This window comes from Hoeflea prorocentri (genome assembly GCF_027944115.1).
GTDB lineage: Bacteria > Pseudomonadota > Alphaproteobacteria > Rhizobiales > Rhizobiaceae > Hoeflea_A > Hoeflea_A prorocentri.
In genome coordinates this window covers 3,899,503-3,916,474 of the sequence record NZ_JAPJZI010000001.1, presented here as the reverse complement: position 1 = coordinate 3,916,474, position 16,972 = coordinate 3,899,503, and the positions used below count along the sequence as shown (strand labels likewise).

General features: G+C 59.0%; 16 protein-coding genes. 9 read left to right on the top strand and 7 right to left on the bottom strand.

Annotated features, from left to right (window positions below):
• Positions 1-17 precede the first annotated feature (17 nt).
• The 7 genes from nusA (at position 18) to pnp (ending at position 9,145) form a co-directional block, all read left to right on the top strand.
• Positions 18-1,673: a transcription termination factor NusA gene (nusA, locus tag OQ273_RS18395; protein WP_267992203.1), complete on the top strand. Its 1,656-nt coding sequence runs from the start codon at positions 18-20 to the stop codon at positions 1,671-1,673.
• 19 nt (positions 1,674-1,692) lie between these two features.
• Positions 1,693-2,346, top strand: a complete 654-nt coding sequence (locus OQ273_RS18390; protein ID WP_267992202.1) for an RNA-binding protein — start codon at positions 1,693-1,695, stop codon at positions 2,344-2,346.
• Positions 2,343-4,901 (top strand): translation initiation factor IF-2, encoded by a 2,559-nt coding sequence (infB, locus tag OQ273_RS18385; protein WP_267992200.1) that lies wholly within the window; start codon positions 2,343-2,345, stop codon positions 4,899-4,901. Before OQ273_RS18390 ends, infB begins: the two co-directional genes overlap by 4 nt.
• Positions 4,902-5,002: 101 nt before the next feature.
• A complete protein-coding gene (rbfA, locus tag OQ273_RS18380) occupies positions 5,003-5,413 on the top strand; it encodes a 30S ribosome-binding factor RbfA (protein ID WP_267992198.1) in 411 nt (136 codons plus the stop codon).
• A complete protein-coding gene (gene truB, locus OQ273_RS18375) occupies positions 5,413-6,345 on the top strand; it encodes a tRNA pseudouridine(55) synthase TruB (RefSeq protein ID WP_267992196.1) in 933 nt (310 codons plus the stop codon). Before rbfA ends, truB begins: the two co-directional genes overlap by 1 nt.
• A 168-nt stretch (positions 6,346-6,513) precedes the next feature.
• Positions 6,514-6,783, top strand: a complete 270-nt coding sequence (gene rpsO, locus OQ273_RS18370) for a 30S ribosomal protein S15 (protein ID WP_267992194.1) — start codon at positions 6,514-6,516, stop codon at positions 6,781-6,783.
• Positions 6,784-7,018: 235 nt separating this feature from the next.
• On the top strand, positions 7,019-9,145 hold the full coding sequence (gene pnp, locus OQ273_RS18365; RefSeq protein WP_267992192.1) for a polyribonucleotide nucleotidyltransferase: 2,127 nt from the start codon (positions 7,019-7,021) through the stop codon (positions 9,143-9,145).
• An 87-nt stretch (positions 9,146-9,232) separates the two neighbouring features.
• Here pnp and fabI read toward each other — a convergent pair whose 3' ends face one another.
• From fabI to fabA, 3 genes are all read right to left on the bottom strand, one after another.
• Positions 9,233-10,024 carry an enoyl-ACP reductase FabI gene (gene fabI / locus OQ273_RS18360; protein ID WP_267992190.1) on the bottom strand — a complete coding sequence of 264 codons (792 nt, stop codon included), beginning with the start codon at positions 10,022-10,024 and terminating at the stop codon, positions 9,233-9,235.
• A gap of 8 nt (positions 10,025-10,032) precedes the next feature.
• Positions 10,033-11,256: a beta-ketoacyl-ACP synthase I gene (fabB, locus tag OQ273_RS18355; RefSeq protein WP_267992188.1), complete on the bottom strand. Its 1,224-nt coding sequence runs from the start codon at positions 11,254-11,256 to the stop codon at positions 10,033-10,035.
• Between the two features lie 70 nt (positions 11,257-11,326).
• The gene (gene fabA, locus OQ273_RS18350; RefSeq protein WP_267992186.1) at positions 11,327-11,842 is read right to left on the bottom strand and encodes a 3-hydroxyacyl-[acyl-carrier-protein] dehydratase FabA; all 516 of its coding nucleotides are present in this window, start codon (positions 11,840-11,842) and stop codon (positions 11,327-11,329) included.
• Between the two features lie 294 nt (positions 11,843-12,136).
• Here fabA and irrA point away from each other — a divergent pair, with 294 nt between their 5' ends.
• Positions 12,137-12,535, top strand: a complete 399-nt coding sequence (gene irrA / locus OQ273_RS18345) for an iron response transcriptional regulator IrrA (RefSeq protein WP_267993142.1) — start codon at positions 12,137-12,139, stop codon at positions 12,533-12,535.
• A gap of 186 nt (positions 12,536-12,721) precedes the next feature.
• On the opposite strand, the gene OQ273_RS18340 is transcribed toward irrA, so the two are convergent.
• From OQ273_RS18340 to OQ273_RS18325, 4 genes are all read right to left on the bottom strand, one after another.
• The gene (locus OQ273_RS18340) at positions 12,722-13,210 is read right to left on the bottom strand and encodes a RidA family protein (protein ID WP_267992185.1); all 489 of its coding nucleotides are present in this window, start codon (positions 13,208-13,210) and stop codon (positions 12,722-12,724) included.
• Positions 13,211-13,397: 187 nt separating this feature from the next.
• The gene (locus tag OQ273_RS18335; RefSeq protein ID WP_267992183.1) at positions 13,398-13,838 is read right to left on the bottom strand and encodes a VOC family protein; all 441 of its coding nucleotides are present in this window, start codon (positions 13,836-13,838) and stop codon (positions 13,398-13,400) included.
• Positions 13,839-13,884: 46 nt separating this feature from the next.
• Complete coding sequence (locus tag OQ273_RS18330; protein WP_267992181.1) at positions 13,885-14,685, bottom strand: helix-turn-helix domain-containing protein; 801 nt, start codon at positions 14,683-14,685, stop codon at positions 13,885-13,887.
• A 133-nt stretch (positions 14,686-14,818) separates the two neighbouring features.
• The gene (locus OQ273_RS18325; RefSeq protein WP_267992179.1) at positions 14,819-15,496 is read right to left on the bottom strand and encodes a hypothetical protein; all 678 of its coding nucleotides are present in this window, start codon (positions 15,494-15,496) and stop codon (positions 14,819-14,821) included.
• A gap of 244 nt (positions 15,497-15,740) precedes the next feature.
• Between OQ273_RS18325 and OQ273_RS18320 the strand changes: the two genes are divergently transcribed.
• Positions 15,741-16,955, top strand: a complete 1,215-nt coding sequence (locus OQ273_RS18320) for a TCR/Tet family MFS transporter (RefSeq protein ID WP_267992178.1) — start codon at positions 15,741-15,743, stop codon at positions 16,953-16,955.
• Positions 16,956-16,972 lie beyond the last annotated feature (17 nt).

Below are 16,972 nucleotides of genomic sequence, written 5' to 3'. Positions count from 1 at the left end.
ATGTGATGGAGACCGAAATGGCAGTTAGTGCAAACAGGCTCGAACTTCTTCAGATTGCCGATGCAGTGGCACGCGAGAAGGCGATCGACCGCGAAATTGTTATCGATGCGATGGCCGACGCCATTCAGAAGGCGGCGCGCTCGCGCTACGGTTCGGAGTCCAATATCCGGGCAGATATCAATCCGAAAACCGGTGAGATCAAGCTCCAGCGTCTTTTGGAAGTGGTCGAGCAGGTTGAGGATTATTCAACCCAGATCGCCCTGGAACTGGCGCGCGACGACAATCCGGAAATCCAGCTCGGCGAGTTTGTCTCCGAACCGCTGCCGCCGATGGATTTCGGCCGCATTGCCGCCCAGTCCGCCAAGCAGGTGATCGTTCAGAAAGTCCGCGAAGCCGAGCGTGACCGCCAGTTCGAGGAATTCAAGGACCGTGTTGGCGAAATCGTCAACGGAACCGTCAAACGCGTCGAATACGGCAACGTCATTGTCGATCTTGGCCGCGGCGAGGCGATCATCCGGCGCGATGAGCTGATCCCGCGCGAGAATTTCCGTTACGGCGACCGCGTCCGGGCCTTTGTCTACGACGTGCGCCGCGAACAGCGCGGACCGCAAATCTTTCTGTCGCGGACGCATCCGCAATTCATGGTCAAGCTTTTCACCATGGAAGTGCCGGAAATCTACGACGGCATCATCGAGATCCGTTCGGTCGCCCGCGATCCGGGTTCCCGCGCCAAGATCGCAGTGATCTCGAACGACAGTTCGATCGACCCGGTCGGCGCCTGTGTGGGCATGCGCGGAAGCCGCGTCCAGGCTGTCGTCGGCGAGTTGCAGGGCGAAAAGATCGACATTATCCCCTGGTCGATGGACCCGGCGTCATTCATCGTCAACGCGCTGCAGCCCGCCGAGGTCGCCAAGGTTGTTCTCGATGAAGATGCAGAGCGTATCGAGGTGGTGGTGCCGGACGATCAGCTTTCTCTGGCGATCGGCCGCCGCGGCCAGAATGTCAGGCTCGCTTCGCAACTGACCGGCTGGGATATCGATATCCTGACCGAGCAGGAAGAATCGGAGCGCCGCCAGAAGGAGTTCAACGAGCGGACCGAACTCTTCATGAACGCGCTTAACGTTGATGAGATGGTTGGTCAGGTTCTGGCGTCGGAAGGCTTTTCCCAGGTTGAGGAAGTTGCCTATGTGGAACTCGACGAGATCGCCTCGATCGAGGGCTTCGATGACGAGACCGCCGAGGAAATCCAGAGCCGCGCGCGTGAGTATCTTGAAGCCATCGAGGCCGGACTTGAGGAAAAACGTGTCGAACTGGGCGTAACCGACGAGTTGCGTGCCATTCCGGGCATGACCACGGCGATGCTGGTGGCGCTCGGAGAAGATGGCATCAAGACCATGGACGATTTTGCCGGCTGTGCCGCCGATGATCTGGTCGGTTGGGTTGAGCGCAAGGATGGCGAGACGACCAAATTTGACGGCCTCTTCTCAAGTCTTGACGTCTCCAGGGCCGAGGCCGAGGAAATGGTCGTTGCCGCGCGTCTCGCCGCCGGATGGATCACCGAGGAAGATTTGGCAGCGATGCATGCCGAAGAAGAAGGTGAAGAAGGCGAAGAGGGCGAGGCCGAAACAGAGGAAGGCGCTGCCGAAGCTGCTGGCGAGGTGGCGCAGGCCTGAGCGTCCCGGAGCTTCCCTGATGGGAAAGGACGCGGACATGAATGACAGGATGTGCATCGTCACCCGCAAGAGCGGAGCGGCGGATGGCATGATCCGGTTTGTTGCCGATCCGGACGGCAACGTCGTTGCGGATATCCGCGCCAGACTGCCCGGTCGCGGGTGCTGGGTCACCGCCGACCGGCGCTGTCTGCGGCAGGCGATGGAAAAAAACCTGTTTGCCCGGGCACTGAAGGCCAAGGTCACGGTGCCGGGCGATCTGGATGAAACGGTCGACAAATTGCTCGTCAATGCACTGACGGGCATGATCTCGATGGCCCGAAAAGCCGGGCAGGTTGTGACCGGTGCGACAAAGGTCGATTCCGCGGTTCGGTCCGGGCAGGCCATCGCGGTTTTTAATGCGACGGATGCCGCAACCGGCGGCGTTCGAAAGATCGAACAGGCATGCCGTGTGGCCATGGCGTCTGGAAGTGGAGAAATCAGTTCCTTTCGCCTCCTGTCGGCTGATGAATGGGCGATTGTGATGGCCGGCGGCAATGTAATCCACCTCGCGGTGCTTGCAGGGCAGGCCGGTGAGGGTGTAGTGAAACGCGCAAAGATGCTTGACCGCTACCGCAAAGGAGCGGAAAACGGTCACACAGCGGGCGAGCCCGCACAGGAAACGGATACGGAATGAGCGAAACCAAGGACGACAAGACCATCAGCGTGTCGAGCAAGAAGACCCTGACGCTGAAGCGCTCCGGCGTTGAGCAGGGAACGGTGCGACAGGATATGGGTCGCGGCCGGACCAAGGCGGTGGTTGTCGAAACGCGCAAAAGAAGGATTTCTCGGCCCGACGAGGAGAAATCCGGTTCGCTTGCGGCCGGGATCAAGCCGAAGCCGGGTGCCGCCCCCAAGCCGGCGCCGAAGGCAAAGGCCGAACCCGCAGCCGACAAGGGAAAATCCGCCGCCGCGCTGAAGGAGCTGTCCGCCAGCGAGATGGATGCCCGTAAACGCGCGCTGGAAAACGCCAAGATCCAGGAAGTCGAAGACCGTAAACGCGCGCAGGAAGAAGCTGAACGCCGCGCCGAGGAAGACGCGCGTCGCGCCAAGGAAGCGGAAGAAGAGGCCCGCCGCAGGGCGGAGGAAGAGGCAAAGGCCGAAGCTGCCGGCGAGACGAAACCGGAAGCTGCCGCCCAGCCCGAGCCGCCTGTTCCGGTGGAACCGGCTCCGGCCCCGGCGGCCCGCAGGAAGCCGGATGATGCCGGCGATCAGGGCGCACGCGGCAAGCCCGCGCCGCAGCGCGGTAAGCCGGTACGTCAGGAAGCGCCGAAGCCGTCGCGTCCGCGCGAGGATTCGCGCCGCCGTGGAAAACTGACGCTTAACACGGCTCTGAACGAAGACGGCAACCAGCGTGGCCGTTCGCTTTCGGCGATGCGCCGCCGTCAGGAGAAAATGAAACGCGCGCTCAACCAGGAGCCGCGCGAGAAGATTGCCCGTGAAGTGACGCTGCCGGAAACCATCACGATTCAGGAACTGTCGCAGCGCATGGCCGAACGGTCGGTGGATGTCATCAAGTACCTGATGAAAGAAGGTCAGATGATGAAACCGGGCGATGTGATCGACGCCGACCTTGCCGAGCTGATCGCCGGTGAATTCGGACACACGGTCAAGCGCGTTGCCGAGTCCGATATCGAGGAAGGCATTTTCGATATCAAGGATGACGACAGCACGCTCAAGCAGCGCCCGCCGGTCGTAACCATTATGGGTCACGTCGACCACGGCAAGACATCGCTTCTGGACGCGGTGCGCAACGCCAATGTCGTGTCCGGAGAAGCCGGCGGCATCACCCAGCATATCGGCGCTTATCAGGTCGAGCACAACGGTCAGAAGATTACCTTCATCGACACACCGGGCCACGCCGCGTTCACCGCCATGCGCGCCCGCGGCGCACAGGCGACCGACGTTGCCATTCTGGTGGTTGCTGCCGATGACAGCGTCATGCCGCAGACGATTGAATCGATCAATCACGCCAAGGCCGCCAACGTTCCGATCATCGTTGCCATCAACAAGATCGACAAGCCCGAGGCTGATGCCAACAAGGTTCGTACCGAGTTGCTGCAGCACGAGGTGTTTGTCGAATCCATGGGTGGTGAGGTTCTTGATGTGGAAGTGTCCGCGACCAAGGGAACCAATCTCGACAAGCTGCTCGAAGCAATCCTGCTGCAGGCCGAAATCCTCGATCTGAAGGCAAACCCGGACCGTACGGCCGAGGGCGCCGTCATCGAAGCCCAGCTCGACCGTGGCCGCGGTTCCGTTGCAACCGTGCTGGTCGAGGCCGGAACGCTGCACACGGGTGATATAGTGGTTGCCGGCGATGAATGGGGCCGGGTGCGTGCGCTGGTTGACGACCGCGGCAAGCAGATTAAGGAAGCCGGCCCGTCCATGCCTGTTGAAGTGCTTGGACTGCAGGGAACGCCGCAGGCCGGTGACCGGTTTGCGGTTGTCGAAAACGAAGCCCGTGCGCGTGAAATTTCCGAATACCGTCAGCGCATCGCCAGAGAGAAGGCGGTTGCCCGCCAGGCAGGCACACGCGGCTCGCTCGAGCAGATGATGACGCAGCTCCAGGACACTGGTGCCCAGGAATTCCCGCTTGTCATCAAGGGTGACGTGCAAGGATCCATCGAAGCGATTGCCGGTGCCCTTGAAAAACTCGGCACAGACGAGGTTCGCGCCCGGATCGTTCATTCGGGCGCCGGCGGTATCACCGAATCGGATATCTCGCTGGCCGAAGCATCGGACGCTGCCATCATCGGCTTCAATGTTCGCGCCAATACCCAGGCACGCGACGCCGCGGCGGCGGCGGGCATTGAGATTCGCTACTACAACATCATCTACGATCTCGTCGACGATGTGAAAGCCGCGATGTCCGGCATGCTGTCGCCCGAGCGCCGCGAGACGTTCCTCGGCAATGCCGAAATCCTTGAGGTGTTCAACATCACCAAGGTCGGCAAGGTCGCCGGTTGCCGTGTCACCGAAGGCAAGGTCGAGCGCGGCGTTGGCGTCCGCCTCATCCGCGACAGCGTTGTCATCCACGAAGGCAGCCTGAAGACGCTCAAGCGCTTCAAGGATGAAGTCGCAGAGGTCAATGCCGGTCAGGAATGCGGCATGGCCTTCGAGAACTACGAGGATATCCGCGCCGGCGACGTGATCGAGTGTTTCCGCGTCGAGCACGTATCCCGTACACTCTAGGCGAATTTGACAGCTAAAGAGGCCGGCGCTTGTGGCGCCGGTCGGTTTGCACTCATTCGCGGCGGTCCCATCCCGCCGTAAGTGATTGAAAAGGTAATAAAATGTCCCGTTTTTCCTCCTCCGGGCCCTCGCAGCGGCAGCTGCGTGTCGGCGAACAGGTGCGTGCAGCCATTACCACTGTGCTGCAGCGTGGCGAGGTGCGCGATCCGCTTGTCGAGAACACGGTTATCTCGGTCTCGGAAGTGCATATGTCGCCTGACCTGAAGATCGCGACGGCCTATGTCGCACCGTTGGGCGCAGCCGACCATGCCAAGGTGGTCGAAGCGCTCAACCGCAATGCGCGGTTCATCCGCAAGCGTGTCACGCCGGCGCTCAGGCAGATGAAATATATGCCGGACCTGCGTTTTCGCGATGACACCAGCTTTGACAACTATCAGAAGATCGATGCGCTTCTGCGCTCGCCGCAGGTCATGCGCGATCTTGATTCCGATGAAAACGAGCGGGACGAGTAATGGCACGGCGCAGGAAAAAGGGCCGGGCGATTTCCGGCTGGCTTATTCTGGACAAGCCGGTGGATTACGGCTCGACGGAAGCCGTATCCAAGGTCCGCTGGCTGTTCAAGGCGCAAAGGGCCGGCCACGCCGGCACACTTGATCCGCTGGCTTCCGGCATGTTGCCGATTGCGCTTGGCGATGCGACCAAAACCGTTCCCTATGTCATGGACGGACGCAAGATTTACCGTTTCACGGTCCAATGGGGCGAGGAACGCACCACCGACGATCTGGAGGGCGAGGTCAGCCAGACGAGTTCCGAGCGGCCCAGTGAGGCCGATATCCTCGCGCTCCTGCCGCGCTATCGCGGCGTTATCGAGCAGGTGCCGCCGCAGTTCTCCGCCGTCAGAATTGACGGCAACCGGGCCTACGATCTGGCGCGTGAAGGCGAAGCGGTGATCATCCCGTCCCGTGAGGTGGAAATCCACCGGCTTGACCTCGTGGCGCTTCCCGATGCCGATTCGGCCATATTCGAGGTTGAGTGCGGCAAAGGCACCTATGTGCGCTCGCTGGCTCGCGATATGGGCCGCGATCTTGATTGTTACGGCCATGTTGCCGATCTGCGCCGCACCTATGTCGCGCCCTTCGGACAGAACGATCTTGTGCCGATGGAAGACATACTGGCGCTCGAAGAGGTCGAGGATGATGAGGAGCGGCTGGCTGCTCTCGACGCATTCCTGATCGATACAGGTGAGGCGCTGGCATTGCTGCCGCATCTTCCCGTCAGCGAGCAGCAGGCCCAACGGCTCCTGTGCGGCAACCCGATCCTGTTGCGCGGCCGCGATGCGCCTTTGCCCGCCGACGAGGCCTATGCGACGGTGAACGGGCGTCTGGTTGCCATCGGTGAAATCGCCCAGGGCGAGTTTCGTCCCAGACGTGTTTTTTCCGCCTGAGCGCGTCGGCGACGGAAACGGGCGTTTCGTGAAATAACGCTGGTATTTTGCGGGTTTCTGACTTATATGCACCGCGATACGGAGCAAAGATCTCCGTAAACGCGGCCCAGGCTGGACGACATCCCGGCCCTTGGGCGTCTTACCCCTCCAGAATGAAAGGAAGGCACGATGTCGATTACTGCTGAACGCAAAGCAGAACTGATGAAGGAATACGCCACGAAGGACGGCGACACCGGATCCCCTGAGGTCCAGGTAGCTATCCTCACCGAGCGGATCACCAATCTTACGGAACACTTTAAAGGCCACAAAAAGGACAATCACTCCCGCCGTGGTCTTTTGAAGATGGTTTCAAGCCGCCGTTCTCTGCTCGACTATCTGAAGCGGAAGGACGAAGAGCGGTACAAAAAGCTTATCGCGAGCCTCGGTATTCGCCGTTAGGTTTTTCCGGCGGGAGCGGATGCGCGCCCGCCGGTTTCGTTTCCGGATGTATGAGCATCCGATGGAACGGTCACGGGGCAGGATTGCGGGTTGCTTGTCCATTGCGCCAAGCGCAAGCCACCCGCTGTCTTGCCCGTGACGATCATACCGAAATGGCCCGAAGGTCGGGCCACGTACGTTATCAAACGGGCCGGCATGAAAAGGGTTCATGCCGTGTCCATACGAAGGACAAGATATGTTCAATACCCACAAGGTAGAAATCGAATGGGGTGGGCGTCCGCTCATCCTTGAAACCGGCAAGATTGCCCGTCAGGCCGACGGCGCCGTCATGGCCACCTATGGTGAAACCGTTGTTCTGGCAACGGTTGTTTCGGCGAAGCAGCCGACCCCGGGACGCGACTTTTTTCCGCTGACGGTAAACTACCAGGAAAAAACCTATGCCGCCGGCAAGATCCCGGGCGGATATTTCAAGCGCGAAGGCCGCCCGAGCGAGAACGAAACGCTCGTATGCCGGCTGATCGACCGTCCGATCCGCCCGCTGTTTCCCAACGGCTACAAGAACGACACGCAGATCATTATCACCGTGATGCAGCACGACCTGGAGAACAACCCGGATGTGCTGTCCATGATCGCCACCTCGGCGGCGCTGACGCTGTCCGGCGTTCCGTTCATGGGTCCGATCGGCGGTGCGCGCGTTGGCTATATCAATGGCGAATACGTCCTTAACCCACATGTTGACGAAATGGGCGAATCCAGCCTGGATCTGGTTGTTGCCGGAACCCAGGACGCTGTCCTGATGGTTGAATCCGAAGCCCAGGAACTGGCCGAAGACGTCATGCTTGGCGCCGTGATGTTCGGGCACAAGGGCTTCCAGCCGGTGATCGACGCCATCATCAAGCTTGCTGAAGTGGCTGCCAAGGAGCCGCGCGAATTCGAGGCCGAGGATATGTCGGCGCTTGAAGAAGCCATGCTCAAACTGGCGGAGACAGAACTGCGCGATGCCTACAAGATCATCGACAAGGCGCAACGCTACGACGCCGTCGATGCCGTCAAGGCGAAGGTGGTCGAGCATTTCCTGCCCGAGGGAGTGGAAGAGCCGGAGTATACGCCCGAGCAGATCGGCGCGGTTTTCAAGTCCCTGCAGGCCAAGATCGTCCGCTGGAACATTCTGGACACCAAGAGCCGCATCGACGGCCGCGAACTGGATACCGTTCGCGCGATTGTATCCGAAGTCGGCGTTCTGCCGCGGACCCATGGTTCGGCCGTCTTCACCCGTGGTGAGACGCAGGCCATCGTCGTTGCAACGCTTGGCACCGGTGAAGACGAGCAGTATGTCGACAGCCTGACCGGCATGTACAAAGAAAACTTCATGCTGCACTACAACTTCCCGCCCTTCTCGGTCGGCGAAACGGGCCGCATCGGTTCGCCCGGCCGCCGCGAAATCGGTCACGGAAAACTCGCCTGGCGGGCTATCCATCCGATGCTGCCGACGGGCGAGCAGTTCCCTTACACGCTGCGCGTGGTTTCCGAGATCACCGAATCGAACGGCTCGTCCTCCATGGCGACCGTTTGCGGAACCTCTCTTGCCCTGATGGATGCGGGCGTTCCGCTTTCAAAGCCGGTTGCCGGCATTGCCATGGGCCTCATCAAGGAAGAGGAGCGCTTCGCGGTCCTGTCCGACATCCTGGGCGACGAAGACCATCTCGGCGACATGGACTTCAAGGTGGCCGGCACCAAGGACGGCATCACTTCGCTGCAGATGGACATCAAGATCACCGGCATCACCGAGGAGATCATGCAGATCGCTCTCGATCAGGCCAAGGGCGGTCGTCTCCATATTCTCGGCGAGATGGGCAAGGCCATCAATGAGAGTCGCGAGGAACTCGGCGAGTTCGCTCCGCGCATCGAAGTGATGAACATCCCGGTCGACAAGATCCGCGACGTCATCGGCTCCGGCGGCAAGGTCATCCGCGAGATCGTGGAAAAGACCGGCGCCAAGATCAATATCGACGACGACGGAACCATCAAGTTCGCTTCCTCCTCCGCCAAGGAAATCGAGGCGGCGAAGAAATGGGTCCATTCCATCGTTGCTGAGCCGGAAGTCGGCGTGATCTACGAGGGCACAGTGGTCAAGGTCGCCGATTTCGGTGCCTTCGTGAACTTCTTCGGCCCGCGTGACGGTCTGGTGCATATTTCCCAGCTTGCGCAGGAACGTGTCGGCAAGACCTCCGATGTCGTCAAGGAAGGCGACAAGGTCTTCGTCAAGCTTCTCGGCTTTGACGATCGCGGCAAGGTGCGCCTGTCGATGAAGGTCGTGAACCAGGAAACCGGCGAGGAAATTCCTCGCGAGCCGGCAGACTGATCGACCAGGAATAGCCAAAGAAAAACCCGCTGCGGTCGCCGCAGCGGGTTTTTCGTTTCTGCAGGATCTAGTGTTTTCCGGCCGGTACTATTTCAATTCGTCCAGAACCGGCATCGACGTGATGTGGTAGCCTGAATCCACAAAGTGCACCTCGCCGGTGACGCCGCGTGACAGGTCTGACAGAAGATAGACGGCGGCCCCGCCCACATCATCGATCGTCACATTGCGCCGCATCGGCGAATTTCTCTGTTGATAATTGTACATCTCGCGCGCCCCGGATATGCCTGCGCCTGCAAGCGTCCGCACAGGGCCGGCCGAAATCGCGTTGACGCGAATATTGTCCGGGCCGTAATCGGCGGCGAGATAGCGCACGCTCGCCTCAAGGCCGGCCTTCGCTACGCCCATGACGTTGTAGTTCGGCATGACACGCGTCGCGCCGCCATAGGTCAGCGTGATCATCGCCCCGCCATCCGGCATGAGGGCCGCGGCCCGTTTGGCGATCTCGGTAAATGAGAAACATGAGATGACCATGGTCCGCGAGAAGTTCTCCCGCGTCGTGTCGGCGTAGAGGCCGCGCAACTCATTGCGGTCGGAAAAGCCGATGGCATGGACGAGGAAGTCAATGCTGCCCCAGCGCTCGGCGAGGGCCTCGAAAACGGCGTCCACCGTCTCGATATCCTCGACGTCGCAATTCATCATGAAATCAGAATTGACCTGTTCTGCCAGCGGCTTCAGGCGCCGCCCAAAGGCTTCGCCCTGGTAGGTGAATGCCAGTTCAGCGCCTTCTGCATGAAGCGCCTGGGCAATCCCCCAGGCAATCGAATGATCGTTGGCGACCCCCATGATGAGGCCGCGCTTCCCCTTGATCAGTTGACCCATTTTGACGTCTACCCCTCGTGGCGCCGGAATATCAGTGTTGCGTTGGTGCCGCCAAATCCGAAGGAGTTGGACAGAACCGTATCGATTTTTGCGTTGTCGATCCGTTCGCGGACAATCGGCACGCCCTCGAACTCGGGGTCGAGCGTCTTGATATGCGCACTTTCCCCGATAAAGCTCTCATTCATCATGAGCAGCGAATAGATCGACTCCTGAACGCCCGTCGCGCCGAGCGAGTGTCCCGTAAGGGACTTGGTCGACGCAATGTGAGGCATGTCGTCGCCGAACACCTCGCGGATCGCTCCGATTTCGCGGCTGTCGCCGATCGGCGTCGAGGTGCCATGGGTGTTGATATAGTCGACGGATCCGTCGACCGTCGAAAGGGCCAGCTTCATGCAGCGCACTGCCCCTTCGCCGGATGGAGCCACCATATCGTGTCCGTCCGATGTCGCGCCGTAACCGACAATCTCGCCGTAAATCTTCGCGCCCCGCGCCTTGGCGTGTTCGAGTTCTTCGAGGACCAGCACGCCTGCGCCGCCCGCAATGACAAAACCGTCGCGGTCCACGTCGTAGGCACGTGAGGCTGTCTCAGGGCCGTTCTCGTTATATTTGGACGACATGGCGCCCATTGCGTCGAAAAGGTTCGACATGGTCCAGTCAAGATCCTCGTGTCCGCCGGCAAAGACGATCTGCTGCTTGCCCAGCTGAATAAGTTCGTAGGCATTGCCGATACAGTGCGCCGAGGTCGAGCAGGCCGAGGAGATTGTGTAGTTCACGCCGTGGATCTTGAACCACGTGGCAAGCGTCGCCGAGGCCGTCGACGACATGGCCTTCGGAACGGCGAAAGGCCCGATCCGTTTCGGGCTGCCGCGCTCGCGCGTGATATCCGCGGCATCGACAATCGTACGGGTCGACGGCCCGCCCGAGCCCATCACGATGCCCGTGCGTTCATGTGTGATCTCTGCTTCCTCAAGGCCCGAATCGGCAATTGCCTGCTGCATGGCGACATGGTTCCAGGCACCGCCCTTGCTCAGAAAGCGCATGGCGCGGCGGTCGACCATATCTGTCGGGTCGAGTGTTGGAGCGCCCCAGACCTGACAGCGGAATCCATGTTCAGCAAATTCTTCCGAGAACGTAATGCCGGATTTGGCCTCGCGCAGCGACCGGGTGACTTCCTGGACATCATTGCCAATGGATGACACGATCCCCATTCCGGTGACGACAACACGTTTCATACGGTTTCCTTTCCACAGAAACTGCGGTTATTGGGACAAAAAGCGGCGTACGGCGCGGATGCCGCCGGACTTAGTCCGCTTTTTCCTGGAACAGTCCGACCCTGAGATCGGTTGCCTTGTAGGCCGGTTTGCCGTCGGCTTTCGCCCAGCCATCGCCTGTGCCGAGTACCAGCCGGCCACGCATGACCCGCTTGAAATCGACCCCGAACTCGACGAGTTTGGTTTCAGGTGTGATCATTTCCGTAAGCTTGACTTCGCCGACCGAGATTGCCCTTCCCTTGCCAGGCTCGCCCAGCCAGCCGAGATAAAAGCCGGTCATCTGCCAGAGCGCATCAAGGCCAAGGCAGCCGGGCATCACCGGATCGCCTTCGAAATGGCATCCGAAAAACCACAGATCGGGCGTGACATCAAATTCGGCTCTAATGAAGCCTTTGTCATACTCACCGCCGGTTTCCGATATCTCGGTAATGCGGTGAAACATCAACATGGGCGGAAGCGGAAGCTGCGCGTTGCCCGGGCCGAACATGGTGCCATGCCCGCATGTCAAAATGTCTTCATAGCTGAAGCTCGACGGCCGATCATTCATTGAAAAACTGTACTCCCGAATACCACGCGCTTTGGGCCTGTCCCACCAGAACCTACCACAGCTTGTTTGCTGGCGAAAAGCGTCGCTTGTCAATTATGGACTTAAGGCGAAACTTACAACCACTATCATGCCACGTCCGGTTTGCGCCTGTGCGCAAATCAAAATGGACACTCAAACTCCACTATTGAAAGATTCCCCGTCTAAAGTTATATATCGTCCAATTGCCCATCAGAGGGCCTCAGTCAAGACAGAGCGATGCATAGCGAAACGGAACACACACCTTGTCCCACGCGTATGGCCGGCGATCGCCTCCGGTCCGTAGGATTGCGTCCAACACGCCAGAGAATTGCCCTGGCGGGTCTGCTGTTTGCCAAGGGTGACCGCCACCTGACGGCCGAGGAGCTGCATGAGGAGGCCGTGGGCGCCGGCGTACCTGTTTCGCTCGCAACGGTTTACAACACGCTGCATCAGTTCACCGATGCCGGCATGCTGCGCGTGCTGGCTGTGGAATCGTCCAAAACCTATTTCGACACCAACACCTCCGACCATCAGCACTTCTTTATCGAAGGCGAAAACGAGGTCATGGACATCCCGACTGGCGGCCTGACGGTCAACGGCCTTCCGGAAGTCCCGGAGGGCATGGAAGTTGCCCATATCGACGTCGTCGTACGTCTGCGCCGCAAGCGCTCCTGACTGGCCTCACATTTATAAATGATAGACAATTATGCGCTTGGCATTTGATCCAGGGCAGCCGCGCGGACGATGTAGCCATGTTTCGTTCAAGTGAACGTCGTGTTGGCGATTGCCTGCGAAGTAGGCTCTTTTGGCGGGCTCAAGGTTACAGATCGACGATAATCAGGTAACCCCATCACCGATGAGCTAGGCCGGTGAAACCATAACCTCTGCCTCAACTTCAACGGGGAAGTTGATCGGTAGACCGGCTACTCCAACTGCAGTCCGTGAATGACGACCAATTTCCTCTCCAAAAACCTCAATTATCAGGTCTGTGAAGCCATTGAGAACCGAGGGTGTATCGCTGAAACCTGAGTTACAGTTGATCATTCCATGGACATGGCACCATCCGGTTATTCGATTTAGACTGCCGAGTTCGCGCTGCAGACTGCCGAGCATCGAGAGTCCGACCTTGCGTGCCGACGCATAACCTTCCTCCACCGACACACTCTCTCCCAAAGCGCCAAAAGGCCCCGCTGGAGCCCCGTCGGTTTCCTGTGGTCCGTGGCCTGATATGAAGGCTCGATCTCCCCGAACATTCACCCATGGGAATGGAAGGACCATGCCGGGAGGCAATTTCAGGGGCGCGGGAAGTGTAATGTCCAGGGCCTTCAATCGCTGCTCCGCATCAGACATTGTACTCTCCTTCCGATCCTGTCCATTAACCGGCGATGTTGCCAATGCAGTCCGGGACGTGGAGTGTGTGCAATTTTGATCCGCAAAGCAAATTATTCCGTCAGTTTTTGCCCGGAGCGGTCATTCCGACAGCCCCACCAGCCGCAATCCGTTGGCCGGTAGCTGATCCGTTTTGTGGATTGGCGCGTTATGTCTTCAGACGCTTTCCAATCTCCTCATTGGATAGTTGCTCAATTGTCTTGCTCAGGATCCAGGCATGCCCAAACGGGTCCAGAACCCGTCCTTCCCTCTTTCCATAGGGACGATCTTCAATCTCAATGACCGTGCTGCCGCCGAGGGCGAGCATCCGGTCGGCGGTCATATCCGGATCAGGCACCGTAAGGTGCAGCAAAACGCCCGGTCCGGAGGACGCATCGGGTGAGGACAACCCCCACGCCGCAACTGCCTCAGTCATGGTGAAAACGGACCTTCCGAGCCTCATCGCGGCATGGACGACGCGGCCGGATTGATCGGTGAAGCGTTCAAGGCGCTCCGCGCCGAACGCATCGCGATAGAAGGCAAGGGCCGCATCGACATCGCTGACAATGAGCCTTGGTTCGAGTGTGATGAGTTCAGATGTATAGGTCATGCAACGAGCCATAACCGCCTCACCGCAAGCCCGTCTTGAAGAAAATTCAAGCGCGTAAAGGCAGATGATTGGGTTCTGAAAGTCTGTCCGGCATGTATTCAGTCGGTGTGATGCCGCCGAAGTGCCTGAACTCCCGCGCCATATGAGATTGATCCGAGTAACCGGCGTCAAAGGCTGCATCGGCCCAGGAAGCGGCGTTCGACCGTGTCCGAATAAGGTGCTGGAACCGCTCGATACGGCAATAGGTCTTGGGCTTCATTCCGGTTCTCTCCCGAAAACGTGTGATCAGCGTTTGCCGGGTCGTATTCAATTGGTCCGCGACTGTATGGACGCGATGTCCATTTCGCAGCAAATGGCCCGCCTTGCGAACGGCAAGGTCCCATTCATCGGCCACCGGAGCACGATCCAGGAACGCCGCTTCCAGAAGGTCCAGACGCTCCTGTGGTGCGCGCGCCATTTGCAGACATTCATGGGTCCGCCAGCCATCGCTCCAGGAAAGGCAATCCAGATCTGCAAGGTCCGACCCGATCTCGGACAAATGACCGCGAAAAAACGGAAAGGCTCCACCGGGCGAGAAGAGAACGCCGCAAAGGCTCCTCTGCTCGGCACGATCGATAACAGTCGGCTTGAGCATCGGCCCCTGAACCGCCATTCCGGAAGCGCTCTGCCGCACCGATCCATCGACCCCGTAATGATGAAGGGCATCCTCGTGTAGGTTTATGAAGAGCTGCGTACGGCCGTTCGGCAGCACCCGCTCCAGCTCGTTTCCATGGCTGGTTTCACAGGTCCAGAATGCATCAATATAAGGCGCGAGACGTGCGTCCCTGGGCGCGCGGGATAAGAGCAAAACAGGTCTCCAAACACCGTTTCATCCGTAACGTTAGCTGAAAACGGAAGATTGTGCATTTCGCAGTACACGACGGTCCGGGTTCGCCCGCAAAATCCGATGATCGCCTGGCGCGCCCAGCGGGTGGGCTCAATCATGCAAATCCTGGTTCGATCCTTTGTTCGTGTATGCGATATTTGTGTAGATACTCTTCTTCATCCGAAAACCGAGCCGGGCGTCGTTTGTATTTCTTGCGAATTTCATTGACGGATGATTGAAGCCCCATCTGCTCGATGAGGGTTCGCAACGCCCCAACTTTGATCCCGAGGGCATTTGCTGTGGGCTTGCCGATGGAGCCTGACGACTTTTCTATTTGGTCCAACAGGGCCTTCCCGCTGAATTCGAACGGCTCGAAATCGAAATTGGATATCCAGCTGCGATCCAGATAAAGCTCCATGATTTCGCGCCTTTGCGCAACAAAAGTGGGCTGACCGGAATAGGGAAACCCAAATGGGGTCTCCGCGACAACAGAAATGGTTGGAGCCATAGCCTCATAAAGATAAAGCCGGTAGCCTCGATCCTGATAGGGAGGCATGCCTTTGATCCTGACCCGCCAATGTTTGAATATTTCCCGGACGAATTCGAGACGGTACTCAAGATCAATCCATGAATGATGATCGGCCCACCATTCGAGAGCCCATAGATGAATGTGGTTGTGTCTTGAGTGTTCAATGGGATGGTCGCCATCGAAATTTAGCGGAGCGGTACAGCAGCCTTCAAGAAACCCTGCAAGCTCAGGGCACCTTTGTTTTGTCATCTCTAGGATGCTCATGGTCTTTCCTGTCGTTTCCGGCTGCGTTGGCCAATCAGCAAGTTAAGCCTGCGGTCTCATCGAGATAAGGTGCTTCCCGGCATAGTCGATTACTATCCGAGACAATATGTGACGGAAAGTCCAGTTGCCGCCACATCGGCGTCGGCGCGGATATCCGATCGTTTCCTGGCGTAGACAGGTCGCAGCCAGTGGTTTTCACCAATAACAGCTTGCCCGGTCTGCGATTTCAGTTAGTTGTGGCGGCATGAAGCTGTCCGGACCTTTCCTCTTCATTCTCGCGACCTTGATGATCGACGCAATCGGCGTCGGTATCGTCTTTCCGATCATGCCCGACCTGATGGATCGCGTCGGTGCAGGCAGCACGGCTGAAGGGGCGTTCTGGGGCGGTGTCATGATGTCGGCCTATGCGGGGGCCATGTTTCTTTGCGGTCCCGTTATCGGCAGCCTGTCAGACGCCTATGGGCGTCGTCCGATCCTGATCCTGGCGCTGGCGACGCTGACAATCGATTATGTGATCATGGCAATGGCCGAGACCTATTGGGTGCTGCTCGTAGGCCGTATTCTCGCGGGGGTGGCTGGGGCCACCTATATCACGGCAACCGCCTATATTGCCGACATTGCAAAGCCGGAAGAGCGCGGGGCAAGCTTCGGCATGATCGGTGCAGCCTTCGGCATCGGCTTCGTGCTCGGACCAGCCATAGGCGGTGTGGCTTCCGGCTGGCACATCACCGCACCCTTCTGGATTGCAGCGGCGCTTTCGGCACTGAACGTTGCCTTTGGTCTCTTCATTCTGCCGGAATCCCTCAAGCCGGAAAACCGCAGGCCATTCGGCAAGCGGGACATGAACCCCTTCGGCACAATCGCGCGGGCCTTCGTCGTGCCGGGCCTCGCCATCCCGCTCATCTGCATTTTCGTGTTTGAATTCGCCAATATGATCTACCCGACGCTCTGGGCCTTCTGGGGCCGCGAGGTATTCGGCTGGGACGGATTTACCATCGGGCTGACCCTGTCGGCCTACGGCATCCTGATCGCGGCGGTGCAGGCCGGGTTGTTGCCGCAGATGACCAAACGGCTGGGTGACTACACCACCTTGTTCATAGCGATCCTGGCCGGATTGATCGGGATGGTGGGTTTTGGTTTCACCGCCGCGATCTGGGCTGTAGTTATCTTTCTGCCTATCTCTGCCCTGTCGGATATGGCGCCGCCATTGATGACCGCATTTGCGGCCAACCGGGTCGGTGAAGACCAGCAAGGCCTCGTACAGGGTGTGATTGCTTCGTTGACATCCGTTGCGGCTGTAGCCGCTCCGCTGCTCCTGACGGGTGTCTTCGAATGGTCCGTCAATGATGACGGGCTCTATCTTCCCGGCGCACCGTTTTTCCTCGCCGCACTGCTCATCGTGGCAATCGTGCCGCTCATCATGCGGCTGAGATCTCCGGTCGCAATCAAGAAGTCCTAGCGCATGCTGATCATTTG

Coding starts and splice junctions, on each gene's coding strand:
- irrA (WP_267993142.1), top strand. CDS start 12,137: ATGGCCGGCGATCGCCTCCGGTCCGTAGGATTGCGTCCAACACGCCAG.
- infB (WP_267992200.1), top strand. CDS start 2,343: ATGAGCGAAACCAAGGACGACAAGACCATCAGCGTGTCGAGCAAGAAG.
- OQ273_RS18390 (WP_267992202.1), top strand. CDS start 1,693: ATGGGAAAGGACGCGGACATGAATGACAGGATGTGCATCGTCACCCGC.
- OQ273_RS18325 (WP_267992179.1), bottom strand. CDS start 15,496: ATGAGCATCCTAGAGATGACAAAACAAAGGTGCCCTGAGCTTGCAGGG.
- fabA (WP_267992186.1), bottom strand. CDS start 11,842: ATGAATGATCGGCCGTCGAGCTTCAGCTATGAAGACATTTTGACATGC.
- OQ273_RS18340 (WP_267992185.1), bottom strand. CDS start 13,210: ATGTCTGATGCGGAGCAGCGATTGAAGGCCCTGGACATTACACTTCCC.
- truB (WP_267992196.1), top strand. CDS start 5,413: ATGGCACGGCGCAGGAAAAAGGGCCGGGCGATTTCCGGCTGGCTTATT.
- fabB (WP_267992188.1), bottom strand. CDS start 11,256: ATGAAACGTGTTGTCGTCACCGGAATGGGGATCGTGTCATCCATTGGC.
- nusA (WP_267992203.1), top strand. CDS start 18: ATGGCAGTTAGTGCAAACAGGCTCGAACTTCTTCAGATTGCCGATGCA.
- fabI (WP_267992190.1), bottom strand. CDS start 10,024: ATGGGTCAACTGATCAAGGGGAAGCGCGGCCTCATCATGGGGGTCGCC.
- rbfA (WP_267992198.1), top strand. CDS start 5,003: ATGTCCCGTTTTTCCTCCTCCGGGCCCTCGCAGCGGCAGCTGCGTGTC.
- pnp (WP_267992192.1), top strand. CDS start 7,019: ATGTTCAATACCCACAAGGTAGAAATCGAATGGGGTGGGCGTCCGCTC.
- OQ273_RS18320 (WP_267992178.1), top strand. CDS start 15,741: ATGAAGCTGTCCGGACCTTTCCTCTTCATTCTCGCGACCTTGATGATC.
- rpsO (WP_267992194.1), top strand. CDS start 6,514: ATGTCGATTACTGCTGAACGCAAAGCAGAACTGATGAAGGAATACGCC.
- OQ273_RS18335 (WP_267992183.1), bottom strand. CDS start 13,838: ATGACCTATACATCTGAACTCATCACACTCGAACCAAGGCTCATTGTC.